The sequence below is a fragment of the Streptomyces griseoruber genome (genome assembly GCF_001514205.1).
In the GTDB taxonomy this organism is placed as follows: domain Bacteria; phylum Actinomycetota; class Actinomycetes; order Streptomycetales; family Streptomycetaceae; genus Streptomyces; species Streptomyces griseoruber.
This window is the reverse complement of record NZ_KQ948774.1, coordinates 121,686-146,055: the sequence shown is the minus strand read 5'-3', so window position 1 is coordinate 146,055 and position 24,370 is coordinate 121,686. Positions and strand designations below refer to the sequence as shown.

Annotated in this window: 19 protein-coding genes; 5 read left to right on the top strand and 14 right to left on the bottom strand. The window is 71.5% G+C overall.

Translation table 11 applies throughout. From position 1 onward, the window contains the following. Window positions 1–128: 128 nt before the first annotated feature. From AQJ64_RS28215 to AQJ64_RS28200, 4 genes are all read right to left on the bottom strand, one after another. Window positions 129–1,544: a sugar porter family MFS transporter gene (locus tag AQJ64_RS28215; RefSeq protein ID WP_059203096.1), complete on the bottom strand. Its 1,416-nt coding sequence runs from the start codon at window positions 1,542–1,544 to the stop codon at window positions 129–131. Window positions 1,545–1,699: 155 nt separating this feature from the next. Beyond that, window positions 1,700–5,284 carry a chromosome segregation protein SMC gene (gene smc, locus AQJ64_RS28210; RefSeq protein WP_055632107.1) on the bottom strand — a complete coding sequence of 1,195 codons (3,585 nt, stop codon included), beginning with the start codon at window positions 5,282–5,284 and terminating at the stop codon, window positions 1,700–1,702. A 267-nt stretch (window positions 5,285–5,551) separates the two neighbouring features. After that, window positions 5,552–5,755: a hypothetical protein gene (locus AQJ64_RS28205; protein WP_030793895.1), complete on the bottom strand. Its 204-nt coding sequence runs from the start codon at window positions 5,753–5,755 to the stop codon at window positions 5,552–5,554. A gap of 378 nt (window positions 5,756–6,133) precedes the next feature. After that, a complete protein-coding gene (locus tag AQJ64_RS28200; RefSeq protein WP_055632106.1) occupies window positions 6,134–6,415 on the bottom strand; it encodes an acylphosphatase in 282 nt (93 codons plus the stop codon). 166 nt (window positions 6,416–6,581) lie between these two features. Here AQJ64_RS28200 and AQJ64_RS28195 point away from each other — a divergent pair, with 166 nt between their 5' ends. Continuing rightward, window positions 6,582–7,772: a CAP domain-containing protein gene (locus AQJ64_RS28195; protein WP_055632108.1), complete on the top strand. Its 1,191-nt coding sequence runs from the start codon at window positions 6,582–6,584 to the stop codon at window positions 7,770–7,772. A gap of 31 nt (window positions 7,773–7,803) precedes the next feature. Here the strand turns inward: AQJ64_RS28195 and AQJ64_RS28190 are convergent, their stop codons facing one another. Next, entirely contained in the window at window positions 7,804–8,391 is a 588-nt protein-coding gene (locus AQJ64_RS28190) for a flavodoxin family protein (RefSeq protein ID WP_055632105.1), read from the bottom strand. A gap of 105 nt (window positions 8,392–8,496) precedes the next feature. Between AQJ64_RS28190 and AQJ64_RS28185 the strand changes: the two genes are divergently transcribed. After that, complete coding sequence (locus tag AQJ64_RS28185) at window positions 8,497–8,898, top strand: winged helix-turn-helix transcriptional regulator (protein WP_055632104.1); 402 nt, start codon at window positions 8,497–8,499, stop codon at window positions 8,896–8,898. Here AQJ64_RS28185 and mutM read toward each other — a convergent pair. From mutM to AQJ64_RS28145, 8 genes are all read right to left on the bottom strand, one after another. After that, window positions 8,871–9,731, bottom strand: a complete 861-nt coding sequence (mutM, locus tag AQJ64_RS28180; RefSeq protein ID WP_055632103.1) for a bifunctional DNA-formamidopyrimidine glycosylase/DNA-(apurinic or apyrimidinic site) lyase — start codon at window positions 9,729–9,731, stop codon at window positions 8,871–8,873. The genes AQJ64_RS28185 and mutM overlap by 28 nt on opposite strands. A 71-nt stretch (window positions 9,732–9,802) precedes the next feature. After that, window positions 9,803–10,654, bottom strand: a complete 852-nt coding sequence (rnc, locus tag AQJ64_RS28175; protein ID WP_079061990.1) for a ribonuclease III — start codon at window positions 10,652–10,654, stop codon at window positions 9,803–9,805. A gap of 7 nt (window positions 10,655–10,661) precedes the next feature. Further along, window positions 10,662–10,835 (bottom strand): 50S ribosomal protein L32, encoded by a 174-nt coding sequence (gene rpmF / locus AQJ64_RS28170; RefSeq protein WP_003951102.1) that lies wholly within the window; start codon window positions 10,833–10,835, stop codon window positions 10,662–10,664. A gap of 2 nt (window positions 10,836–10,837) precedes the next feature. Next, a complete protein-coding gene (locus AQJ64_RS28165; RefSeq protein ID WP_055632101.1) occupies window positions 10,838–11,488 on the bottom strand; it encodes a YceD family protein in 651 nt (216 codons plus the stop codon). A gap of 131 nt (window positions 11,489–11,619) precedes the next feature. Continuing rightward, a complete protein-coding gene (locus AQJ64_RS28160; protein ID WP_055632100.1) occupies window positions 11,620–12,693 on the bottom strand; it encodes a F0F1 ATP synthase subunit B in 1,074 nt (357 codons plus the stop codon). 58 nt (window positions 12,694–12,751) lie between these two features. Beyond that, entirely contained in the window at window positions 12,752–13,231 is a 480-nt protein-coding gene (coaD, locus tag AQJ64_RS28155; RefSeq protein WP_055632099.1) for a pantetheine-phosphate adenylyltransferase, read from the bottom strand. Between the two features lie 26 nt (window positions 13,232–13,257). Continuing rightward, window positions 13,258–13,842 (bottom strand): 16S rRNA (guanine(966)-N(2))-methyltransferase RsmD, encoded by a 585-nt coding sequence (rsmD, locus tag AQJ64_RS28150; RefSeq protein ID WP_055632098.1) that lies wholly within the window; start codon window positions 13,840–13,842, stop codon window positions 13,258–13,260. A 108-nt stretch (window positions 13,843–13,950) separates the two neighbouring features. Then, a complete protein-coding gene (locus tag AQJ64_RS28145) occupies window positions 13,951–17,100 on the bottom strand; it encodes a helicase-related protein (protein WP_059203095.1) in 3,150 nt (1,049 codons plus the stop codon). Between the two features lie 167 nt (window positions 17,101–17,267). Here AQJ64_RS28145 and AQJ64_RS28140 point away from each other — a divergent pair, with 167 nt between their 5' ends. Both AQJ64_RS28140 and AQJ64_RS28135 read left to right on the top strand, forming a co-directional pair. After that, window positions 17,268–19,112, top strand: a complete 1,845-nt coding sequence (locus tag AQJ64_RS28140) for an HSP90 family protein (RefSeq protein WP_079061988.1) — start codon at window positions 17,268–17,270, stop codon at window positions 19,110–19,112. Then, complete coding sequence (locus AQJ64_RS28135) at window positions 19,109–22,099, top strand: hypothetical protein (RefSeq protein WP_055634319.1); 2,991 nt, start codon at window positions 19,109–19,111, stop codon at window positions 22,097–22,099. The genes AQJ64_RS28140 and AQJ64_RS28135 overlap by 4 nt, the downstream gene beginning before the upstream one ends. Before the next feature lie 3 nt (window positions 22,100–22,102). Here AQJ64_RS28135 and AQJ64_RS28130 read toward each other — a convergent pair whose 3' ends face one another. Further along, window positions 22,103–23,782, bottom strand: a complete 1,680-nt coding sequence (locus AQJ64_RS28130) for a DAK2 domain-containing protein (RefSeq protein WP_055634320.1) — start codon at window positions 23,780–23,782, stop codon at window positions 22,103–22,105. A 209-nt stretch (window positions 23,783–23,991) separates the two neighbouring features. Between AQJ64_RS28130 and rpmB the strand changes: the two genes are divergently transcribed. After that, window positions 23,992–24,177: a 50S ribosomal protein L28 gene (rpmB, locus tag AQJ64_RS28125; RefSeq protein ID WP_003993230.1), complete on the top strand. Its 186-nt coding sequence runs from the start codon at window positions 23,992–23,994 to the stop codon at window positions 24,175–24,177. The last annotated feature ends 193 nt before the right edge of the window (window positions 24,178–24,370 follow it).

The window sequence follows — 24,370 nt, the reverse complement described above, 5'->3', positions numbered from 1 at the left end:
ACCGCGTGCGCCGGACGGACGGTACGCCGCCGCCCCCGGTCCGGGGTGGCCGGAACGGGGGCGGCGGTCGGGTTCGGGGAGAGGGGCGGCGGGGTGTGAGCCCTTCCCCCCGGGCTTGTGGAGGGCGGTCAGCCCATCTCCTCCAGGGCCTTGCCCTTCGTCTCCTTGACGTACCTGAGGACGAACGGGACCGAGAGGGCGGCGCAGGCCGTGTAGATGACGTAGGTGAGGGAGAGGTTCCAGTCGGCGAGGGACGGGAAGCTCGCGGTGATGGCCCAGTTCGCGATCCACTGCGCGGAGGCGGCCACGCCCAGGGCGGCGGCGCGGATCTTGTTGGGGAACATCTCGCCGAGCATGACCCAGACGACCACGCCCCAGGACAGGGCGAAGAAGAGGACGAAGACATGGGCGGCGACCAGGGCGGTCCAGCCCTGGGCGGCCGGGAGCTTGCCGTCGACGAGGTCGTAGGAGAAGGCCCAGGCCTCCAGCGCGAGACCGATCACCATGCCGACCGAGCCGATGATCGCGAGCGGGCGGCGGCCGATGCGGTCCACGAAGATCATCGCGATGACGGTGCCGACGATGTTGATGATCGAGGTGGTGAAGGAGTAGAAGAACGACTCCGCCGGATCGACGCCGACCGACTGCCACAGCGTCGAGGAGTAGTAGAAGGCGACGTTGATGCCGACGAACTGCTGGAAGACGGAGAGGCCGATACCGATCCAGACGATCGGCTTGAAGAAGAAGCCGCCGCCGAGCAGGTCCTTGAAGGTGGAGCGGTGCTCACTGGTCATGGCGTGCTCGATCTCGGCGACCCGGGCGTCGAGATCACCGCTCTCGCCCTCGACCTCGGCGAGGATCTCCCGGGCCCGCTCCCGCTTGCCGACGGAGATCAGGAAGCGCGGGGACTCGGGGATGGCGAAGGAGAGCATGCCGTAGAGGACGGCCGGGACGACCATCACGCCGAGCATGACCTGCCAGGCCTCCAGGCCCATCAGCCGTCCGCGCTGGTCGCCGCCGGCCGCGTTCAGCAGACCCCAGTTGACCAGCTGCGAGACGGCGATGCCGATGACGATCGCGGCCTGCTGGAACGAGCCGAGCCGGCCGCGGTAGGCGGGCGGGGCGACCTCGGCGATGTAGGCGGGGCCGATGACGGAGGCCATGCCGATGGCGAAGCCGCCGACGACCCGCCACAGGGCGAAGTCCCACAGGGAGAAGGGCAGCGCCGAGCCGACGGCGCTGACGGTGAACAGCGCGGCGGCGATCTGCATGACCCGGATACGGCCGATGCGGTCGGCGATCCGGCCGGCGGTCGCGGCACCGATGGCGCAGCCGATCAGGGCGATGGCGATGACCTGGGCGAGGGCGGCGGAGCCGATGTCGTAGCGGTCCCGGATGGCCTCGACGGCGCCGTTGATCACGGAGCTGTCGTACCCGAAGAGGAATCCGCCCATCGCCGCTGCCGCCGCGATGAAGATGACGTGCCCGAGATGATCGGGAGGAGCCGTCACGGCTCCTGACTTCTGTGCCTGCGCTGTGCTCACATTCCACTCCCTCGTGGTCCCCCAGATAGGTGGTACCTGAAGGTAAATCCAACGTTGCCGAGACTATGCCTTCAAGTCTCAAAATCAAACGTGGGAAATTGTGAGATCACAGACACACGAGAGGCACATGTGTTCACCTCTTGAACTCAAAGGCCTCAGCGCAACCGCTGGCTGATCACCTTCGACACCCCGTCGCCCTGCATGGACACGCCGTACAGCGCGTCGGCGACCTCCATGGTGCGCTTCTGGTGGGTGATCACGATCAGCTGCGAGGACTCCTGGAGCTCCTGCATGATGCGGATCAGCCGCTGGAGGTTGGTGTCGTCGAGGGCGGCCTCGACCTCGTCCATGACGTAGAACGGGCTGGGCCGGGCCTTGAAGATCGACACCAGCATGGCGACGGCCGTCAGCGACCGCTCCCCGCCGGAGAGCAGGCTGAGCCGCTTGACCTTCTTGCCCGGCGGCCGGGCCTCCACGTCCACGCCCGTGGTGAGCATGTTGTCGGGATCGGTCAGGATCAGCCGCCCCTCCCCGCCCGGGAAGAGCCGGCTGAAGACACCCTCGAACTCCCGGGCCGTGTCCCGGAACGCCTCGGTGAAGACCTGCTCGACCCGCTCGTCGACCTCCTTCACCACCTGAAGCAGATCGGCACGGGTCTTCTTCAGGTCCTCCAGCTGCTCGCTGAGGAACTTGTGGCGCTCCTCCAGCGCGGCGAACTCCTCCAGCGCCAGCGGGTTGACCTTGCCGAGCTGCTGGTACGCCCGCTCCGCCGCCTTCAGCCGCTTCTCCTGTTCGGCACGGCGGAACGGCACCGGCTGGTTGCGGGGGTGCTCGGGGTCCTCGGGCAGCACCTCGCCCTCGGCCGGCGGCGACGGCGGTACGAGCTGATGGGGCCCGTACTCGGCGACGAGCCCCTCGGGCTCCACACCCAGCTCCTCCAGCGCCTTGGTCTCCAGCTGCTCGATCCGCATCCGCTTCTCGGCGCCGAGCACCTCACCGCGGTGGACCGAGTCGGTCAGCTTGTCCAGTTCGGCCTTGAGATCGCGCCCGGCGGTGCGGGCGGCGGCCAGCTCCTGCTCACGGCGCGCCTTCGCGGCCTCGGCCGCGGCCCGCTCGGCCTGCGCCCGGCCGAGGGACACCTCGACATGCGCGAGCAGCTGGCGGGTGGCCGAGGCGACGGCCTCCGCGACGGCGGCCTCGTGGCGCAGCCGGGCCCGCCGCTGTTCGGCACGCGCGCGTGCCTCGCGTTCCGCGCGGGCGGCCCGGTCGAGCGAGTCGGCCCGGCCGGCCAGTCCCTTCACCCGCTCCTCGTGCGTACGGACCTGGAGCCGCGCCTCCATCTCGGTCTGGCGGGCATTGGCCCCGTCGGCGGCGAGGCGGTCGCGCACCGAGGTGTCGGGCTCCTCCTCCACGGGCATCTCCTCGGCCACGGCCAGCCGTTCGGCGAGTACCTCGGCCTCCTCCAGCGCACGGTCGAGCGCGTCCTGCGCGCGGGCGGCTGCCGCCGTGGACCGCTCGGCCTCGCCGGCCGCGCCCCGTGCCTGCCCTGCCAGCCGGCCCAGTTGCTGGGCCACGGCCGACTTCTCCCGGTCGGCGGCCCGGCGCCGCTCCGCCAGCTCCTCCACCTGCGCGGCGCACTCCTTGCGCTGTGCGCCGGCCTCTTGCTGGGCCTCGGTGAGTTCCGCGCAGCGCACGGCCAGCTCTTCCAGCTGTGCGGCCGCCTCGTCCACCGAGGCCTGTACTTCCAGCAGGCTGGGGGCGCCGGCGGAACCGCCGTGGGCGAAGTGGGCGCCGAGGAGGTCGCCTTCGGCGGTGACCGCGGTCAGTTCGGGGTGCCGGTATACGAGATCCTCGGCGGCTTCCAGGGTGTCGACCACGACGACGTTGTGGAGGAGACGGCGTACGGCGGGCATCAGGTCGGCGGGGGCGCGGACGAAATCGGCTGCGTGCGGACGTGGGGCGTCCGCGGCTTCGTCGTGGCTGGTCGCGCAGTTCCCCGCGCCCCCATGGGGCGCGTCCGGTGAACCGGCGAGCAGCAGTGCCGCCCGGCCCGCGTCCTGCTTGCGCAGCAGACGGAGGGCCTCGGCCGCCGCGGCCGGGGTCGTCACCGCGATCGCGTCCGCCGCCGCTCCGAAAGCTGCCGCCAGCGGGACCTCGTAACCCGGCGTCACCGTCAGCAGTTCGGCGGCCGGGCCCAGCAGGCCGGTGAGGCGGTCCTTCGCGCCGAGCAGGGCACCCGTGCCGTCCTTGCGGCGCAGACCCAGCGCCAGCGCCTCGTGGCGGGCCTTGGTCGCCGCGCGTTCGCGTTCCGCCGTGGTGGCCGCCTCGCGGGCCGCGGTGAGGGCGGCCTCGGCCTCGGTGAGCTGCCGTTTCGCGGCGTCGTGCTGCTCGGCGAGTTGGGCGTCGCCCGCGTCGAGGCCGTCGACCTCGGCCTGCAAGGTCTCGTACTCCTCCTGTGCCGCGAACGCCCGCTCCTGGGCCTCGTCCCTCGCCGCTGCCAGGCGGTCGATCTCGGCCTGGGCCGAGGCGGCGCGTGAACGGGCGGCGTTGACCTGGCCGTTCAGCCGGGCCAGGCCCTCGCGGCGGTCGGCGATGGCGCGGGCGACGTCCTTCAGCCGCCGTTCCTCGACGGTGAGTTCGCGTTCCAGGTCGGCGCGGTGGGCGACGGTGTCGTCGAGGGCGTGCTGGGCCGCTTCGAGGGCGGCCTCCAGCTCGGCCTCCTGTTCCCGGACGCGGGCGGCCTCGCGCTCCATGTCCTCGGGATCGCGGCCGCGCCGCTCCTCGGGGGGTGCGGAGGTGGCGCTCTTCACGCGGGCGTCGGCGAGGGAGACCGTGCCGCGGACGCGTTCGGCGAGCTGGGAGAGCTCGTACCAGGTCTGCTGGGCGCGCTGGAGGCGCGGGGAGAGCCGGCGGACCTCGTCCTCCAGGAGCGCCTCGCGCTGGAGGGCCTTGCGCAGTTCCTGCTCGGCGGCCTCCTTGCGTTCCTTGAGCGCGGCCTCGTCGGCCACCTCCGCCCGGAGGGCGTCCCGCATCCGGACGAGATCGTCGGCGAGCAGACGGAGCCGGGCGTCCCGCAGGTCCGCCTGGATCACGGCGGCCCGGCGGGCGACCGCCGCCTGACGGCCCAGGGGTTTGAGCTGGCGGCGCAGTTCGTCGGTGAGGTCCTGCACGCGCGCGAGGTTGGCCTGCATCGCGTCGAGCTTGCGGAGCGCCTTCTCCTTGCGCTTGCGGTGCTTGAGGACGCCCGCCGCCTCCTCGATGAAGGCGCGGCGGCCCATGGGGTCGGCGTGCAGGACGGAGTCGAGCTGGCCCTGGCCGACGATGACGTGCATCTCGCGGCCGATGCCGGAGTCGGAGAGGAGGTCCTGGATGTCGAGGAGGCGGCAGGTGTCGCCGTTGATCTGGTACTCGCTGCCGCCGTTGCGGAACATGATCCGCGTGATGGTGACCTCGGCGTACTCGATGGGCAGGGCCCCGTCGGAGTTGTCGATGGTCAGGGACACCTCGGCGCGGCCCAGCGGGGGACGGCCGGTGGTGCCGGCGAAGATGACGTCCTCCATCTTGCCGCCGCGCAGCGACTTGGCGCCCTGTTCGCCCATCACCCAGCTCAGGGCGTCGACGACGTTGGACTTGCCCGAGCCGTTGGGCCCCACGACGCACGTGATCCCCGGTTCGAACCGGAGCGTGGTCGCGGATGCGAACGACTTGAACCCCCGGAGGGTCAGGGCCTTGAGGTGCACGGCGCTGGACTCTACCTTCCGGGGGTGTCTCACTCCATGAACGCCCGGCGACCCCGCGGTTTCACCCATGAACGCACAGGGCACACCACACGTTAAGAAGACCGAGGGGGCGGGGCGCTGGACGGACGGGGACGGGCACCAGAGGCGCGGGGGAAAGAAAGAAGGGACGCCGAGGCGTCCCTTGCAACTTCTGACAACTTAGCGGTCCGACGCGGTTGAGACGAGTCGCCCGACCACTGCGTGTGCTGTCGTGGAGCGGTGCAGCGATCAGGTGAGCGCAGGCTCCGCCTGGTGTGCGTCGATGCTCTCCATGAACCTGTCGTGAGAAGCGGCAGCCGTGAGAGCGTCGTTCTCGGCCTGGATTCGTCCGAGCTCGGATTCCAGGTCCTGGACGCGCTGCTGGAGCCGTCGCATCTCGGCGAGGAGTCGCGGGTCGGAGCCGCCGACGTAACCGAGAAGCGCCTTTGCCATGATGGATGGTCCTCCACACTGAGTGACCGACCGAAGCGGTGTGGGTCGTGAGGGATTCGCACCCGCGGTCTTGGCTAGATCTTGTTCGTGGTGCCGTTCATCCATGCCAAACAGCTAGGTGCGCGGGGTGCTTTCAGCGTCTCACCAAAAAGTTTGACGGTCAACACGATCACGCCCCGTATTGGCGGGCAACCCACCGGAGCGCGGCCGGAACGGCGGCGCTGCGACGGACGCGGGGCCCTTGGGACGTGGCGATCATCCTTGCGTGCGGAGCATGCCATCGCAAGCGATTCTTGGCAACCACCTGCTCCTTTCCGTCCGGGGCACATGCCGGTGGCACATCCCTCGCCTTTCCGGCGGCGTCCCGGCGCGGGGTGGTCAGCGGATCGCGAAGCCGTCGTAGCCGCCGCGGGGTGTGTCCCATATCTCGGTGACTCCGTCCACGCGTCCGGGCGTGTCGTCACCCGTCAGCCAGTCCAGCAGGCCGTCACAGCCCTCTCTGGCCCCCTCGGCGACCACCTGGACCCGGCCGTCGGCCAGATTGAGAGCAAAACCACTCAGCCCGCCGATCTCCAGCGCCTTCGCCCGTGTGAACCAGCGGAATCCCACGCCCTGGACGTGTCCACGTACCCAGGCGACCAGTCGCACATCCTCGCTCATGGGTGCAACCTAACCGGGCAATGTCTCTCGGGGCACTTCCTCCCCTGGCGCCATGCGGTACCGTCCCGACCCAATGATTCTCATATGAAACTCACTCGATCGAGTGAGACGGGTTCGCCCAAGATCGTATGAGACGGGTTGACCGATGGACGAGGAAGGCAAGGGCATGGGACGCCACCGACGCTCCGCCGCCGGCCGCGCCGCCACGGGCCGCGCCACGGGGGTCACGGAGACGCACGGCTCGTACACGGACGGCTATGACCCGCGGTACTCGTACGCGGACGGCCCCGACACGCTCGGCATCGCGCCGTACCTGAACCCGGAGGCGTACGCCGACACCGTCGCGAGAAGCAGGGAGTACCTGTACGCGACGGAGGAGGGGTACGGCACCGGCTTCGCGGCCGACGACTTCCGGCCCGACGGCTTCACGCCCGACGATTTCACGCCCGACGGCTTCAGGACCGACGGCTTCCGGACCGACGGCTTCCGGCCCGACGGTGGCGGGCGGGGCGGGGCGGGCCGCCGCCGCAAGAGGAAGGCGGCCACCCCGGTCAAGGCGGGTCTGCTCGGCGTCTCCGCCGCGGTCGCCCTCGGCACGGTAGCGGTGGCCACCGGCGTGGTGCCCGGCCTGGAGAACTACCGGCTCGGCGGCGGCACCGGTCCCGGCGACAATGTGCAGGCCGCCGATACCCCCGGCAACTCCAACGCCGAGCAGGGCGGCACCGCCGGCTCCGCCGAGACCGGCCGCGCCGGCACCTCGACCAGCCGTGACGCGGGGCGCTCCGCCTCGGCCTCGACCTCGACCTCGACCTCGCCCACTGCGTCGGCCTCGAAGTCCTCGGCCTCGGCCTCGCCGAGCAGGACGGCCGAGAAGAAGCCCGAGGTCACTCCCTCGGAGGAGCCGGCGACCTCGGCCTCGAAGGCGAAGGCGGTCACCAAGGCGCCCCAGAAGTCCGAGTCCGCCGTGACGGTCTCGGCCGAGGCGCAGGCCGCGGCCGAGGTGCTCGCACTCGTCAACGAGGAGCGGGCCAAGGTCGGCTGCAGCGCCCTCTCCGCGAACAGCGCGCTGTCGGAGCTGGCCGAGAAGTTCAGCGACGACATGGCCGCGCGGGGCTTCTTCGACCACACCGACCCCGACGGAAAGACCCCGTGGGACCGGGCCGAGGCGGCCGGCATATCCAGCCTGGGCGGCGAGAACATAGCCCGGGGCCAGGCCGACGCGGCCGCCGTCATGGAGGCCTGGATGAACAGCCCCGGCCACAAGGCGAACATACTGAACTGCGACTTCAAGACGCTGGGCGTCGGCGTCCACTTCGGGTCCGGCGGCCCCTGGTGGACCCAGGACTTCGGGTACTAGACCCGCGCCCACCAGAGCCACGCAGAAACGATCATGCAGCCTGGGCCCGGCCGGCCAGGAAGACCGTCGCGGTCTCGGCGACCCGCCGGCCCAGGTGCTCCGCCGTCGCCACGTCGGCCTTGTGGACGGCCTCCGCACCCTCGTCGACGTTGGTCTGCGCGGCCGCGCCGAGGAACACGCCGAGGCGGTTGAGGTCGTGCTCGGAGGAGGTGCTGCTGTTCCAGCCGGGCAGCAGACCGAGGTTGACCCAGTGCATACCGAGCTGCGCGGCCAGGATCTGGAAGAACTGCAGGGTGTGCAGCTTGTCGCCGCTCTTGGAGCCGGAGTTGGTGAAGCCGGCGGCGAGCTTGTCCTTCCAAGCCTGGGTGGCCCAGCGCGCGGAGGTGGCTTCCGCGAAGACGTGAAAGGCGCCGGACGCGGTGCCCATGTAGGTCGGCGAGCCGAACACGATGGCGTCCGAGCCGTCGAGCAGGGTCCACTGCTCCTCGGTGATCTCGTCGACCTTGATCAGATGCACCTCGGCACCCGCCTCGACGGCACCGGTGCGGACCGCTTCGGCGAGGACGGCGGTGTGGCCGTAACCGGAGTGGTAGGCGACGGACACCACGGGCTTGGACATGGGAACTCCTCGAAAGGGCAGCTCAGAGACAGTGACCAAAGGAAAGCACTAACTCCTGGTTAGTGCAACCTGTTGGTTAGCGCTGCCTTCGCGTACGCTGCTGTCATGACCAGCACCCAGGAACGCGCGGAGGACCTGGACCTCCCGTACGACGTGTTCGCCAAGGCCTGCCCCTCGCGCGGCACGCTGGAGCACGTCACGGGCCGCTGGGGCGGCCTGACGCTCGGGGCACTGCACGAGGGATCGCTGCGGTTCAACGAACTGCGCCGCCGGATCGACGGCGTGAGCGAGAAGATGCTGTCCCAGACGCTGCACGCGCTGGAGCGCGACGGGCTGGTGCACCGCGACGCCCGGCCGACCAACCCGCCGCGCGTGGACTACGAACTGACCCCGCTCGGCCGCGAGGTCGCCGAGCGGCTGCTGGCCCTCATCCACTGTGTGGAGGGCCGGATGGACGACGTACTGGCGGCCCGGGAGCGCTACGACGGGACGCGCGGCACCTTCTGACACTTCGGACAGAAGTAGCTGGACCGGTTCATCCACGGGCGCCGGCGCATCGGCGTGCCGCACCGCTTGCAGGGCAGACCCTCACGCCCGTACGCGTCCAGGGAGCGGTCGAAGTAGCCCGACTCCCCGTTGACGTTGACGTACAGGCTGTCGAAGCTGGTGCCGCCGACGGACAGGGCCGCGTTCATCACGTCCCGGACGTGTCCGAGGAGTTCCAGGGTGCGGGGCCGGGTGAAGCCGCTCGTCGGGCGGTCGTAGTGCAGACGCGAGCGCCACAGGGCCTCGTCCGCGTAGATGTTGCCGACGCCGCTGATCAGCGACTGGTCGAGCAGGGCCCGTTTGATCGTGGTCCGCCTGCGGCGCAGGGCGTGGTGGAAGGCCTCGTCGTCGAACAGCGGATCGAGGGGGTCGCGGGCGATGTGCCCGATGACGTCGGGCAGTCCGTCGGGGGTGGTGTCGTGCAGCGAGAGGCCGCCGAAGGTGCGCTGGTCGACGAAGCGGAGCTCGGTGGCGAGCGCGTCGGCGAAACGGACGCGGACGCGCAGGTGCTTCTCGTCGGGTGACCCCTGCGGCTGGACCAGCAGCTGGCCGCTCATCCCGAGGTGGGCGAGGATCGCCTGGCCGGTGTCCTCCAGCGGCAGCCAGAGGTACTTCCCGCGACGGCTGGGGATGCCGATGCGATGGCCCTCGAGCCGGTGCGTGAAGTCGTCGGCACCGGCCGGATGACGGCGTACGGCACGCGGGTGCAGCACCTCGGCGTCGGCGACCGTGCGATGGGCGACCCATCGCTCCAGACCGCGCCGGACGACCTCGACCTCGGGCAACTCGGGCATGGCGATCCCCCGGATGTGCGGCGCCCGCCCCTCGGGTGTCGAGGGACGGGCGCCGTACTGTCGTGTTCCTATCAGGCGGAGGCGGACTCGGAGTCCGCGCCGGTGTCGGCCTCGACGGCTGCCGCGGCCTGGGCCGCCTTCGCCGCCTTGGCGCGCTCGTCCGCCGCGGCCCGGATGGACCGCCAGGCGGACTCGGCGGCCTGCTGCTCCGCCTCCTTCTTGCTGCGGCCGGTGCCGGTGCCGTACGAGACGCCTCCGACGCGGGCGGCAGCAGTGAAGGTCTTCTCGTGGTCGGGGCCGGTCTCCGTGACCAGGTACTCGGGCACGCCGAGCCCTTCGGTCGCGGTGAGCTCCTGGAGACTGGTCTTCCAGTCCAGGCCGGCACCGAGGTTCGAGGACTTCTCGATGAGCGGGTCGAACAGGCGGTGCACCAGTTCGGAGGCCGCGTCGAGGCCCTGATCGAGATAGACCGCGCCGATCACCGCTTCGAGGGTGTCGGCGAGGATGGACGCCTTGTCCCGGCCGCCCGTGCCCTCTTCACCCCGGCCGAGCCGGATGAAGGAGCCCAGGTCGAGGCCACGACCGACCTCCGCCAGCGCACGCGAGTTGACCACCGCGGCCCGGAGCTTGGCCAGCTGGCCCTCGGGCAGATCGGGGTGGGTGCGGTACAGCGTGTCCGTGACAACGAGGCCGAGCACGGAGTCCCCGAGGAACTCCAGCCGCTCGTTCGTCGGCAGACCGCCGTTCTCGTACGCGTAGGAACGGTGGGTCAGCGCACGCACCAGAAGGGCGGACTCGAGCTGATAGCCGAGCCGCCCTTCCAGAAGCGTGTGGGACGAGGCCGTGTTGTCCGCCTTTTTCTTGGCGGTGGAATCCGCCTTGGCGTCTTCCGCCTTCTTGGGGCTAGACACGGAGCCTCTCACCAGCCGCTCAGACCTCGAGGACCTGGCGCTTGTTGTAGGTGCCGCAAGACGGGCACGCGATGTGCTGCTGCTTGGGCTCGTGGCAGCGCTCGCACGCAACCAGGGTGGGGACCGCAGCCTTCCACTGCGACCGGCGGTGGCGCGTGTTGCTGCGCGACATCTTCCGCTTCGGAACAGCCACGGCTACTTCTCCTGCTTCTCGTCGACGCCCGCTTCCGCTTCGGCGCCGCTCATCTCGTCCTTCTCGCCGTCTCCGAGTGAACCGGCGAGTCCCTGCAGTGCCGCCCAACGGATGTCGGTGGCGTCGTGGTGGTGGTCCGGGTCGTCCGCCAGCCGGGCTCCGCACTCGGAGCACAGACCGGGACAGTCGTCCTGGCACACCGGCTGCATCGGCAGTGCGAGCACCGCCGCATCGCGCAGCACGGGTTCGAGGTCGAACATGCCGTCCTCGAGGAAGAGCCTGTCCTCGTCGTCCTCAGCGTCGTCGACCGGTTCCGCCTTCACGCGGCCACGGTCGTCGGCGTCGGGGTACGAGAACATCTCCTGGAAGTCCGCTTCGAGAGCGAGCTCGAGCGGCTCCAGACACCTTACGCACTCCCCCTCGGCCCGTGCACGGGCGGTGCCCGTGACGAGCACCCCTTCCATGACCGACTCGAGGCGGAGTTCGAGCTCCACCGGGGCGCCTTCCGGCACTCCGATGACTCCCTGGATACCGAGGTCCTTGGGGGCGTCGACCGAGCGGGCCAGCCGCTGCAGCGCGCCGGGACGCCGACCCAGCTCGTGCGTGTCGAACACGAGGGGGTTGCGGTGGTCGAGGCGTGCGTTGGGGGCCATTCCTGCTTTCGATCTTCCGAACTCTGAGGGCCGCCGCCCTTCGGTGTTGCGGGCAGCGGAGATCGCGGGCGTACTCGCGACCGAAGAGCCAGGATACTGGAGCTTTCGCCCACAGCCCAATCCGGGTGGCTCTAGAGCCCGCGGCCCTGCTCGTAGGCGCGCAGCTGCTCCGGCGTGATCATGCCCGTGTCGAAGAGGCTGGTCTCGTCGAGGGCGTAGGACTGCTGGGGCTGCTGGGGCTGCTGCGTCTGCTGGGGCTGCTGGTGCGGGTCGTAGGCGGTCTGCTGGGCGTCGTAGCCCTGGTAGGACGCCACCGCGTAGGGGTCCGCCTGCTGGTAGCCGTACGGGTCCTGCTGGGCGTACGTCTGGTCGTAGCCGTACTGGTCCTGCTGCTGGTAGGCGTAGGCGACCGGCTGTTCCTCGTACGACGGCTGCGGCGCCCGCGGTCCGACCGCGGCCGGGGCCGCGTTGTCCTGCTCGGCGAGGGCCGCGAGGTCGGCGAGGTAGTCGGCGTCGGAGGAGTGCTGGAAGGTCGTGTGGTCGTCGGCGAGGGCGCCGAGGTCGTCGGAGGCGATCCGGCCGTGCAGCTTCAGCCGGCCCTTGCCGACGGCTTCCAGCGTCTTGGTGAGGACGGCCTCGAAGGCACCCAGCTTGGTGTCGACGTAGGCGTCGGCGTCCCGGCGCAGGGTCTCGGGGTCGTGGCTGCGCTCGGGGGCGTCGTCCTCCTCCGGGTCCCCGTACCCCTGCTCGTCCAGCCCGGGGCCGGTGCCCAGGAGCTTCTCGCGGCCCCGGCCGACCGAGCCGATGGTCTTGGTGAGGACGACCTCGAAGTTGGCGAGCTTGGAGTCGACGTAGTCGTCGGCCTCCGCGCGGACCTCCTCGGCCTCGCGGCGGGCCTCGGCGAGGATCCGGTCGGCCTCGGCCTGGGAGCGGCGGGCGATCTCGGTGTCGGAGATCAGCGAGCCGCGCTCGACATGCGCGGTGGAGATGATCCGGTCGGCCTCCTGGCGGGCCTGCTCGACCATCTGGTCGCGGTCGCCGATCAGCTCCTGGGCCTGGGCGAGCGAGTCGGGCAGGGCCGCGCGCACCTCTTCCAGCAGGGCGAGCAGCTCGGCGCGGTTGACCACGCACGAGGCCGACATGGGCATCGACCGGGCACTGGAGACCGCCGTGACGATCTCGTCGAGCTTCTTCTGTACGTCCACCGGGTGCTCGCCACTCTCTACAGCTGTGTTGGAGACGGACGGGACGACTGTAGCCCCATCAGTCCTTGCGCAGGCGCTCGTTGAGGGCCTCGAGGACGAGCGGCGGGACCAGGTGGGAGACGTCGCCGCCCCAGGTGGCCACCTCCTTGACCAGGGAGGAGGACAGGAAGCTGTAGGTGGGGTTGGTCGGTACGAAGAGCGTCTCGACCCCGGACAGCCCGTTGTTCATCTGGGCCATCTGGAGCTCGTAGTCGAAGTCGCTGACCGCGCGCAGGCCCTTGACGATGGCGGGGATGTCGCGCTGCTTGCAGAAGTCGACGAGCAGGCCGTGGAAGGCCTCGACCCGTACGTTGCCGTACTCGGCGGTGACCTGACGGATCAGGTCGAGTCGCTCGTCGACCTCGAAGAGGCCCTTCTTCGACTTGTTGATCATGACCGCGACATAGACCTCGTCATAGAGACGGGAGGCGCGGGAAATGATGTCGAGGTGTCCGTTGGTGATCGGGTCGAACGACCCGGGACAGACGGCGCGGCGCACTTGTGATCCCTCGCTCTCCGGTCCGGTCATCGTGCGTCTTCGCACGTAGAGGCGGCGCGACCGTACCAAAACGTTCCCTCGCCGTAACGACGGGCCCGGAGCGCTTCGAAACCGTCCGGCCAGCCGAACTCACCGCCTCTGGTGCTGCGCTCCACGGTGACGAGCGCCTCGGGCGCGAGCCAGCCCTCAGAGCGGAGTGTGAGGAGAATCTCGCGAAGATCGTCGTCCGTGACGGCGTAGGGCGGGTCCAGGAAGACGAGGTCGTACGGAGCCGCCGGCGCCGTCTGGATGACCTGCTGGGCCTTGCCCGCGCGGACCTCGGCGCCGGGCAGGGCGAGGTTTCTCACGTTCTCGCGGATGACCCGGGCCGCTCGGGCGTCGGCCTCGACGAGGAGGGTGTGGCTCGCGCCCCGGGAGAGGGCCTCCAGGCCCACGGCCCCTGATCCGGCGTAGAGGTCGAGAACCCGTTCGCCGTCGAGGGGGCCGCCGAGGAGGGACTGCCAGGTGGAGAAGAGGCCTTCGCGTGCGCGGTCGGAGGTGGGACGGGTTCCGGTGCCTGGCGGTACTGCAAGGCGACGTCCGCCGGCTGCGCCGGCGATCACGCGGGTCATCTTCGGTCCTTGGTCGTGGGCGGCTTTTCGGTTCAGTGTGGCTGGTCGCGCCCGCGCGGCGGTAGCCGCATATCGTATGCAGCCCCGCGCCCCCGGGTGGGCAGCACCTCAGCCCTTGTCCAGGTACTGCTCCCTCTCCTCGTCCAGCAGGGCGTCCAGGGCGGTGCGCAGGCCGGGAAGTCCCGTCAGTTCGGGGTCGGCGGTGACCACGGCGACCGCCTCCTCCCTCGCCTCCGCGATGACCTCCTCGTCCTCGATCACGGCGAGGACCCGCAGGGAGGTGCGGGCGCCGGACTGGGCCTGGCCGAGGACATCGCCCTCGCGGCGCTGTTCGAGGTCGAGTCGGGAGAGTTCGAAGCCGTCGAGGGTGGAGGCGACGGCGTTCAGACGCTGGCGGGCGGCGCTGGCCTCGGGCATCTCGGTGACCAGGAGGCAGAGACCGGCGGCGGAGCCCCGGCCGACGCGGCCGCGGAGCTGGTGGAGCTGGGAGACGCCGAAACGGTCGGCGTCCATGATCACCATGGCGGTGGCGTTCGGGACGTTGACGCCGACCTCGATGACGGTCGTGGCGACCAGGACATGGGTGTCCCCGGCGGCGAAGCGGCGCATGACCGCGTCCTTGTCGTCGGGGGGCATACGGCCGTGGAGGACCTCGACCCGGAGGCCGTGCAGAGGGCCCTTGGAGAGGTGGTCGGCCACGTCCAGGACGGCCAGCGGGGGGCGCTTCTCGGCCTCGTCCGCCGCGGACTTCCCGGCCTTCTTCGGGTCCTCCTCCTCGTCTCCGATGCGGGGGCAGACGACGTACGCCTGGTGGCCGTTCTGCACCTCCTCGCGGACCCGTTCCCAGGCGCGGGCCAGGAAGTGGGGCTTGTCGGCGGCGGGGACCACATGGCTGGCGATGGGTGAGCGGCCGGCCGGGAGCTGGTCGAGGACGGAGGTCTCCAGGTCGCCGAAGACGGTCATCGCGACCGTGCGCGGGATGGGGGTGGCCGTCATGACGAGCAGGTGCGGGGGCTGCTTGCCCTTGCCGCGCAGGGCGTCGCGCTGCTCGACGCCGAAGCGGTGCTGTTCGTCGACGACCACCAGGCCCAGGTCGTGGAACTGGACCTTGTCCTCGATCAGCGCATGGGTGCCGATGACGATGCCGGCCTCGCCGGTGACGAGGTCGAGCAGGGCCTGGCGACGGCCGGCGGCGCCCATGGAGCCGGTCAGCAGCACCACCTTGGTCGCCTGCTCGGCACCGCCCAGCATGCCGCCCTCGGCCAGCTCGCCCATCATCTCCACGATCGAGCGGTGGTGCTGCTGGGCGAGCACCTCGGTGGGCGCCAGCATGGCGGCCTGTCCCCCGGCGTCGACGACGGCGAGCATGGCGCGCAGGGCCACCATCGTGTTGTGGGTCACCGTGAAGTTGTCGGTGACGTAGGCATGGCTCGGGTGGGCGACGCTGATGCATTGGACCGGTTTGCGTCCCACGTGTTCGACGGCTCGGATTCCGCGCCGGAAGGTGTGGTGCTTCGGTCGTGGCCGTACGCGTTCCGCCTTACGGGTGAGCCTGAAGGGGACGTACGCGTCGGGTAGCGCCACCGAGACGTCGAAGGCTGCTTTCTCGGGAAGAATTCGGGCCCGCCCTCCCAGTGAGCGCACAAGCCAGGCGACATCCTCCGCGAGCCTGAGCGAGTCTGAACAAAGCGAAATGCTCGAGCCGTCCGCTTGTACGGTTCCGCCGGTGTCCAGTAGTCCTTGCAGCAGGGCAAGCCGGTTCTTGGCCGAGGTGTTCTTGAACTCGTCCGGGACGAATTTTCCGTGCGACGTCACACCCCACAGCCCCAGATCGCGCAATGTCCGGATCAGAGGGTTGCGGGTGCCTGCGGGGGTCACCGCTGTTGCCGCAGCATCACGGATCTCCTCGTCCACGGTCGACAGGCGCAGGCCGTGGCGGAATGAGCCGTCGCCGAGCAGGAGGCCGAGCAGGTAGGGATCAAGAGGCAGGTCGGCATCGCCTCCCAGATCGACCGGCGTGGCTACCGGCAGGTACCACTTCGACGATCCGTTGGCCTTGAACGTGTCGAGACGAATCTCCCGGGTCGTCATGACTCTGGGGGGCCGGCCACGGTGCCAGCCGCGACTCGTTCCGACGATCCAGAGATGCTCGTCGTCGCATTCGACGGAGCTTCCGTCGGAAAGGACCAGGCGCCAGACCTCACGTTCTCCCTGTGGGAAGACGCCGTCGACGAGCGCGATCTCTCCGTCCGGCACGACGACTTCATCGCCCACCTCCATGTCCCCCATGCGACGGAACCCGCTGGGTGTGAGCACCAGCGAGTCGAGGGGCTGGGCCTTGCCCGAACCGACCTCGCCCTGGAGGAGGCGGTGCATCGGGTGGGCGGTGGCGAGGTCGTCGAAGATCTCCTTGGAGACCTTCCGCTGGCCCTCCGTGAGGGTGAAGGGGAGGCGGTCGTCGAAGGCGGTGAGGAGGCCGTCGGGGGACGGCCGGCGGGGGACGGCGGGGAGTTGGGCGTCGGCGTGGCGGCGGCGGGCCAGGGCGACCTGGAGGACGAAGGCCTCGTCCCACTTGAGGCGGGCCCGGGCGTCGGCGATGTCGGCCTTGGTGTGGGGGCGGTGGATCTTGAGGAGGGCCTCGGGGAGGGTGAGCAGGCCGCGGCCCTCGCGCAGGCCGGTCGGGAGGGGGTCGACGGCCTCCTGGGCGCTGGGCAGGACGGTCTGGATCGCCTTGCCGATCTTCCAGGACTCCAGTTTGGCCGTCGCCGGGTAGAGCGGGATCAGGGCGCCCGCCCAGGTCTCCACCGTCTCGTCGCCTTCTCCGCGCAGCAATTCGTACGCCGGATGTGCCAGTTGGAGGCGGCGGTTGAAGACGGAGACCTTGCCGGCGAACATCGCGCGGGTGCCGGGCAGGAGGTCCTTGTGGGGTTTGTGGACGCCGTTGCCGAAGAAGACCAGCTGGACTCGGCCACTGCCGTCGGTGATGGTGACTTCCAGCCGCTGCCCCTTGCCGCGGGGTGCCTTGGCGGAGGCGAAGGAGAGCAGCCGGGCGTCGGCGACCATGGCGACCACCGTGACGTGCTCGTCCATGGGGAGGTCGGCCAGGTGGGTGAGCTGGCCGCGCTCCTCGTATCTGCGGGGATAGTGGTGCAGGAGGTCGCCGACGGTGTGCAGGCCTAGGTGTTCGGCCATCACCTTCGCGGTCGGTGGGCCGAGCACCTTTTTCAGTGGTTCTTCGAGTGCGGGCACGAGATCCATTGCACACCACGCCACCGACATTGCTCGATACGTGTCCTGAAACACCTGGTCAGACGGCTCGTTCGGGCTCTAGGATGACGCGCCTCCGGCCATCATCCGCGGTCACCGCCCCACCGGGACCGCCCGACCCCGCGCCGTGCTCGTCCCCACTTCGCGGCGCTGCAGCGATGGACTCCCAGACCTCACAGTCATCCCAGGCATCACCGTCACCTCATACGTTCCAGGTCGACCTGCGTGGTCTGGTGGACCTGCTGTCCCATCACCTCTACTCCAGCCCCAAGGTCTATCTGCGGGAACTGCTGCAGAACGCCGTGGACGCCATCACCGCCCGGCGGGCCGAGGAGCCCGGTGCCCCGGCGCGGGTCAGGCTGTACGCCTCGGGCGGGACCCTGCGGGTGGAGGACTCCGGCGTCGGGCTCACCGAGGCCGACGTGCACGACCTGCTGGCGACCATCGGGCGCAGCTCCAAGCGGGCGGAGGGCCTCCAGGAGGCGCGGTCCGACTTCCTCGGGCAGTTCGGCATCGGACTGCTGGCCTGTTTCGTGGTCGCCGAGCGGATCCGGGTGGTCAGCCGCAGTGCCCGTACGCCCGCCGCGCCGCCGGTGGAGTGGACGGCGCGCGACGACGGTTCGTACACCGTGCGGACCCTGCCGCACGACGAGCGGCCCGAGCCGGGCACCACCGTGCACCTGGTGGCGCGCGCCGGGGCCGGGGAGTGGCTCACCGAGGAGCGCGTGCTGAAACTGGCGCGGGACTTCGGCTCGCTGCTGCCCTACGACGTCCGGGTGGGCGAGGAGGCGGTCACCGATCTGCCGGCGCCCTGGGACCGGCCGTACCCCTCCCCCGCGAACCGGCGGGTGGCGCTGGCCCGGCACTGCCACCGGTTGTTCGGGTTCACGCCGTTGGACACGATCGAGCTGGACGTGCCGCTGGCGGGGATCCGCGGGGTGGCGTACGTGCTGCCGGCGGCCGTGAGTCCCGCCCAGCGGGCCACGCACCGGGTGCACCTGAAGGGCATGCTGCTGACCGAACGGGCCGAACAGCTGCTGCCCGACTGGGCGTTCTTCGTGCGCTGTGTCCTGGACACGGACAGTCTGCGGCCGACGGCCTCGCGCGAGGCGCTGTACGAGGACGAGACGCTGGCCGCCGTACGGGAGGCGCTCGGGGAGCGGATCCGGTCGTGGCTGACGGGGCTCGCGGCGGGTGATCCGGAGCGGCTCTCGGCCTTCCTGGCCGTGCACCACCTGGGCGTGAAGTCGCTGGCGCGGCACGACACGGAGATGCTGCGGACCATGCTGCCGTGGCTGCCGTTCGAGACGAGCGACGGGCAGCTGTCGCTGGAGGAGTTTGCGCAGCGGCACCCGGTGGTGCACTTCACGCGGACGGTGGAGGAGTACCGGCAGGTCGCGCCGATCGCGGCCGCGCAGGGCGTCGGGGTGGTCAACGGCGGTTACACGTACGACAGCGAGCTGGTCGAGGCGCTGCCGTCGGTGCGGCCGGGGACGGTGGTCGCCGAGCTGGACGCGGACACCGTGACGGCGCATCTGGACGCGGTGGACCCGGCGGAGGAGCTGGCGCTGGCGGGGTTCCTGGCGGCCGCGCGGGCGAAGCTGGACCCGCTGGGCTGTGACGTCGTCCTGCGGGCCTTCCATCCGCTGTCCGTGCCCGCGCTGCACCTGGACGACCGGGGGGCGCGGCACGAGCAGGCGCGGGCGGAGGCCGAGGCGCAGGCCGACGACCTGTGGGCGGGCATCCTGGGCTCGCTGCGCGGCGGCGCCCCGCGCGCGCGTCTGGTGCTGAACCATCTCAACCCGCTGATCCGGCGGATCAGTTCGCTGCGGGAGGCGGAACTGATCGGCACCGCCACGGAGTCCCTGTACGGGCAGGCGCTGCTGATGGCGCAGCGGCCGCTCAGGCCCGCGGACTCGGCCTTGCTGAACCGGGCGTTCATCGGCCTTCTGGAATGGGCCACGCACGGGGAGTCCGCACACGGGGAGGACGACCACCGATGAGTGAGATCAGGGACTTCGACGCGCTCCGCCGGGCGATGGCGGAGAACGGTGAGCGGCCGGAGGGTCCGGCCCGCAACGCGCGCGCGGAGCAGTTGCTGGCCGAGGCCGAGAGGCTGAACATCCCGCTGGCGGTGATCGAGGCACTCGGGCACCAGCTGAAGGTCTACAACTACAGCTCCGAGAAGGACAAGATGTTCGTCCCGTTCGCGCGGCTGCTGCGCCTGTGGGACGAGCGGCCCGGGGACTTCGACGACTACGAGACGCATTCCCTGCACTGGGTCTTCAAGTGGATGTCGGCCGGCATGCTCGACCAGCCGCATGTGCCGTTGGCGTCGGTGGAGAAGTGGCTGGGCGAGATGGAGCACCGCTACCGGCTCGCCGGGCACTCGGAGCGTGCGGTGCGCAGCGCCGAGTTCAGTGTGGCCGCGCATGTGGGGGACGTCCCGCGCGCGGAGCGGGCGTTCGCCGCCTGGCTGGCCGCGGACCGGGACGCGATGGCGGACTGCCACGCGTGCGAGCTGCACGGCCAGGGCTGGTGGCAGGCGGAGCGGGGCCGGGACGAGGAGGCGCTGCGGCTGTGGGCGCCGGTCCTGGAGGGCGAGTACGCGTGTGCGCACGAGCCGCACACGGTCCTGGCCTCGTCGCTGGTGCCGCTGCTGCGGCTGGGGCGGCTGGAGGAGGCGCGCGCCCACCATCTGCGGGGCTTCCGGCTGGTGCGGCCGATGGAGAGCATGCGGGGCGCGTACGCCGACCACGTCGAGTTCTGTGCGCTGACCGGGAACGAGGCGCGGGGGCTGGAGCTGCTCGCGGAGCGGCCGGCGTACTTCACGGACGACGGGCATCCGCGCAGCAAGCTGGAGTTCCTGAGTGTCGTGGTGCTGCTGACGGAGCGGCTGTCGGGGCTCGGTCTGGGCGGGCAGCGGGTGCCCGGTCCGGCCGGGCGGGAGTGGACGGCCGGGGAACTGGCCGCCCACGCGCGCGCGGAGGCCCTCGCGCTGGCGGCGCGGTTCGACGAGCGCAACGGCACGGAGTACGTCAGTGACCGGGCCCGCGCGCGGATGGCGCAGCGTCCGCTGGTGGAGCGGTTGCCGCTCGGGGTGCGTGCGGTGCGTCCGGCCGCGGTGGGCGCGCCGGTGCCGGCCGTGGCGGCGGAGCCGGCGGGGTCCGAGCTGCCGGACCTGCTCGCCGAGGCCCGGCGGCTGTCGGACACGCTGCGGCCGCAGGCCGTGGAGGCGTGGGCGGCGGTCGCGCGGGCGGCCGAGGGCGCGCAGGGCGCGGCGGGGGGCGCGCTGGACGCGCGCGACCGTGCGGAGATCGCCGAGCACGAGGCGATCGCGCTGGGCCCGCAGGGTGCGGAAACGTTCGAGCGGGCCGCCGAGCTGTACGCGGAGGCGGACGACCCCGGGGAGTCGCTGGCGGCACGCGCGCGGGGGGCGTACGTCCGTGCGCTCGCCGGTGAGGACGTCGGCAAGGCGCTCGCGGCGGTGGCCGGCCCGTACGACGACGTGCTCGCGCTGTACGCCGAGGGCGGCACCCAGGTGCGGCAGGCGGCGGGGGTGCTGATGGCGCGGGCGCGGATCCTGATGCGGCGGGTCCACGAGGCGGACGGGCCGATGGCGGAGACGGTTCTGGGGGAGGCGGAGGCGGCCGTACGGGAGCTGCTCGCGCTGGTCGAGGGCCGGACCGGGGACGACGTACGGCTGACCGCGCGGCTCGCCGAGGGGCACGCGATGCTCGGGGAACTCGCCACCCACTCCGGGGACGTCGAGGCGGGCGCGCAGTTGTTCGCACGGGCCGCCGCGGAGTTCACCGGGGCGGGGCTGCCGTGGTTCGCCTGCGAGTACGAGGCCCGGCTGGCGGGTCTCGCGCACCATCTGGGCGACATGGCGGAGGCGGAGCGGGCGCTGCGGGCGGCCCTGGAGCACGGCGGGCCCGTTCTGGAGCCGGTCGGGCGGGCCCAGCTGCATCTTCAGCTCGCCGAGGTCGTCGGGGAGCGGGGGCAGGCGGCGGAGGCCGCCGAGCACGCCCTGGAGGCGGCGCACTGGGCCGACGAGGCGGGCGAGGGCCCGACGTTCGGTGCGTGGGCGCGGCACCAGCTCGGCGGGTATCTGGTCCGGCTGGGCCGCTGGGCGGAGGCCGCGGAGGTGCTGGAGTCGGCGCTGGCCGATCTGCGGGAGGAGACGCACGGCGACGGGGCGGTCGTCCAGACGCAGTGGTGGCTGGGCGACTGCCTGAGCGAGCTGGGCGAGCACCGGGACGCCGCCGAGCGCCGGCTCCAGGCCGCCGAGATCGCCCGGCACTGGCCCGAGCAGCACGATCACGCGACCCTCGCCCATCTGGCCGCCGAGTCCCTCGGCCAGGCGGGACTGCACGAGGAGGCGGACCGGGCGTACGCGCGCGCGGGTGAGCTGTGGCGCGCTCTGGGCAATGTGCACGGGCTGGTGCGTTCGCTGCGCGCCCGTGCGTGGCTGGCGCTGCGGACCGAGGACGGGACGGAGGGGGCGCGGGCGCTGATGGCCGGCGCGGTGGAGGAGTGCGTGGACGCGCTCGCCGTGACGGAGGACGACGAGGAGGCGCGGCTGCGGCTGGTCGCCGAACTCGGGCACACCCACCGCCAGTTCGGGGACCTGCTGGCCCGCTCGGCCGCCGAGGACGCCGACGACGACTCGATCCGGGGCGCCCTGGAGGAGGCGTTGTCGCAGATGGCGGAGGCGGTCGCGGTGTTCGTCGCGCTGGACGGCGACGCGCTGCACGCGCGGACCGGCGCCGAGCTGGCCGCGGGCTGGCTGGAGACCGACCTGGGGCGGCCGGCCCGGGCGGCGGCACGCGCGCGTGCGGTGCTGCGGGCCTATGCGGAGGCGTACGGCGACGAGACCGGGAACGAGGGCGAGGGAGAGGGCGACGACGGGACGGTGGCGGGCCGGCGGGCCGAGGCGGAGCAGTTGTTGCAGGTGGCGTTGGAGCAGCCCGACGAGTCCGGCGCGTAGCGGCTACTCGACGCCGATCAGCAGCAGCGCACCCTGCCGTCCGCCGCGGTACACGACCGTGTCGACGGCGAGGTACGCCTCCCGCACCCGCGTCTCCAGGTGTTCGGCGATGCCCTCGGGGGCGTCGTCGCCGAGCACCAGGGTGACCAGCTCGCCGCCCGCCGAGAGCATGCGGTCCAGGGTGGACTCGGCGGTGGCGGTGACGTCGGCGCCGATGACGGCGACGTCGCCGTCGATGAGCCCGAGGACGTCACCGGCCTGGCAGATGCCGGCCATGGTCCACGACTGGCGCTCGGCGACGGCGACCTCGGCGTAGCGGGTGGCGCCGGCCGCGGAGGTCATGGAGACGACGTCCTCGTCGAAGCGGCGGTCCGCCTCGTGCACGGCGAGCGCGGCGATGCCCTGGACGGCGGAGCGGGTGGGGATCAGGGCCACCCGGATGCCTTCCGAGCGGGCCTGTTCGGCGGCCGCGGCGGCGGTGTGGCGCAGATCGGCGTCGTTGGGCAGCAGGACGACCTCGCGCGCGTGGGCCCGCCGCACGGCCTCCACCAGCTCCCCGCTGGCGGGCGGCTCCCCTGGGCGGGCGAGGACGGTGGTCGCGCCGGCCTCGGTGTACAGCCCGGCCAGGCCCTCGCCGGGCACGACGGCGACGACGGCCCGCTGGACGCGCTCGCGGACCGGGCGTTCGCCCCCGCGCGCGTGGGCGTCGCCGGCGCCGAAGTGGGTGATCCGGATCCGGTACGGCCGTCCGGCCTCGACGCCCGCCTCGACGGCGGCGCCCGCGTCGTCCACGTGGACGTGGACGTTCCACAGGCCGTCGCCGCCGACCACGACGAGGGAGTCCCCGAGGGCGTCCAGCCGCTGCCGCAGGCGGGCGACGGCCGGGTCCGCGGCCTCCAGGAGATAGATCACCTCGAAGGCGGGCCCGTCCGCGCCGCCCGGTGTGTCGGCGCAGTCCGCGGTGCCCGGCCCCGAACCGGCCGCCCCGCGCGCGTGCACCGCGCCCCCGGAGAACACCGGTGCCTCTCCGGTGAACGTCTCCACCAGCGCCGCGAGGACGGCGACCAGCCCCCGCCCGCCGGCGTCGACCACCCCGGCGTGTTCCAGGACGGCCAGCTGGGCCGGGGTCGCGGCCAGGGCGGCGCACGCCCCCCGGTAGGCGGCGCGGGCGACGGTCCCGCAGTCGCCCTCGGTGCCCGCGGCCGCGTCGGCGGCGGCCGAGGCGACCGACAGGACCGTGCCCTCGACGGGGTGGGCGACGGCCTGGCGGGCGGAGTCGGCGGCGTGCCGCAGGGCCAGCCGCAGCCCGTCCCCGTCGGTGTGAGAGGTCTCACCCTCGTCGGCGAGGACCTGGGCCATGCCGCGCAGGAGCTGGGCGAGGATCGTCCCCGAGTTCCCGCGCGCGCCTATGAGCGCGCCGTGCGCCATCGCGTGGGCGGCGTCGGCGAGGGACGGGCTGCGCACGGCCGCCGGAGCGGTCTCGTACCCCGCGAACACGGCCTCCACGGCGGTCGTGGCGGACTCGACGGTCAGATAGAGGTTGGTGCCGGTGTCGCCGTCCGCGACGGGGTAGACGTTGATCGCGTCGATCTCCTCGCGCGCGCGGCCCAGCGCCGTGAGCGCGAGCGAGCACCAGGTGCGCACCGCGAGAGCATCGAAGAATGTCTGCGGCACCTGCGCCACCTGCGCCTCCCTGAGCTGCTGGACTGCACGCAGCGTAGAGCAGCCGTGGTAGTTTCGTTCTACTGGCGCAGTCGTTGTATGCTGCTCCGGTTGCCCGATCCGATCGGGCCATTCTCCTGGCTACGCCACTCAGATCTCTGATCCTGCGATCTCGATCCCGGCATGCCGGGATCCAACCGTAAGTGCATCTGAAGTCTTTGGAGTGACCCGTGGCTGCCAACTGCGACGTCTGCGGCAAGGGGCCGGGCTTCGGCAACAACATCTCGCACTCGCACCGCCGTACGTCTCGCCGCTGGAACCCGAACATCCAGCGTGTGCGTACCGTGGTCGGCGGGACGCCGAAGCGCGTGAACGCTTGCACCTCGTGCATCAAGGCCGGCAAGGTCTCGCGCTGACGCACTGCTGAGTGCGCGGCCACTGCTGGTTCGCTGCAACGAGCCGGTCCACCTCGTGTGGGCCGGCTTTTTGCTGTGCCCGCGCTTTTGACTGTGCCCGCGCCTTTTGCTGTACCTGACAACCGCGCCGGTTCCGCGCTGCGGGAATCCCTCCCACGGCTCCGAGCCACCCGCCGGGATCGAGGCCACCGCC

Bases quoted from the DNA above. Each gene is read 5' to 3' on its own strand.
- AQJ64_RS28195 (WP_055632108.1), top strand. From the start codon at position 6,582: ATGGGACGCCACCGACGCTCCGCCGCCGGCCGCGCCGCCACGGGCCGC.
- AQJ64_RS28145 (WP_059203095.1), bottom strand. From the start codon at position 17,100: ATGGATCTCGTGCCCGCACTCGAAGAACCACTGAAAAAGGTGCTCGGC.
- AQJ64_RS28205 (WP_030793895.1), bottom strand. From the start codon at position 5,755: ATGGCAAAGGCGCTTCTCGGTTACGTCGGCGGCTCCGACCCGCGACTC.
- AQJ64_RS28140 (WP_079061988.1), top strand. From the start codon at position 17,268: ATGGACTCCCAGACCTCACAGTCATCCCAGGCATCACCGTCACCTCAT.
- AQJ64_RS28190 (WP_055632105.1), bottom strand. From the start codon at position 8,391: ATGTCCAAGCCCGTGGTGTCCGTCGCCTACCACTCCGGTTACGGCCAC.
- AQJ64_RS28200 (WP_055632106.1), bottom strand. From the start codon at position 6,415: ATGAGCGAGGATGTGCGACTGGTCGCCTGGGTACGTGGACACGTCCAG.
- mutM (WP_055632103.1), bottom strand. From the start codon at position 9,731: ATGCCCGAGTTGCCCGAGGTCGAGGTCGTCCGGCGCGGTCTGGAGCGA.
- AQJ64_RS28165 (WP_055632101.1), bottom strand. From the start codon at position 11,488: ATGGCCCCCAACGCACGCCTCGACCACCGCAACCCCCTCGTGTTCGAC.
- rsmD (WP_055632098.1), bottom strand. From the start codon at position 13,842: ATGACCCGCGTGATCGCCGGCGCAGCCGGCGGACGTCGCCTTGCAGTA.
- AQJ64_RS28135 (WP_055634319.1), top strand. From the start codon at position 19,109: ATGAGTGAGATCAGGGACTTCGACGCGCTCCGCCGGGCGATGGCGGAG.
- AQJ64_RS28185 (WP_055632104.1), top strand. From the start codon at position 8,497: ATGACCAGCACCCAGGAACGCGCGGAGGACCTGGACCTCCCGTACGAC.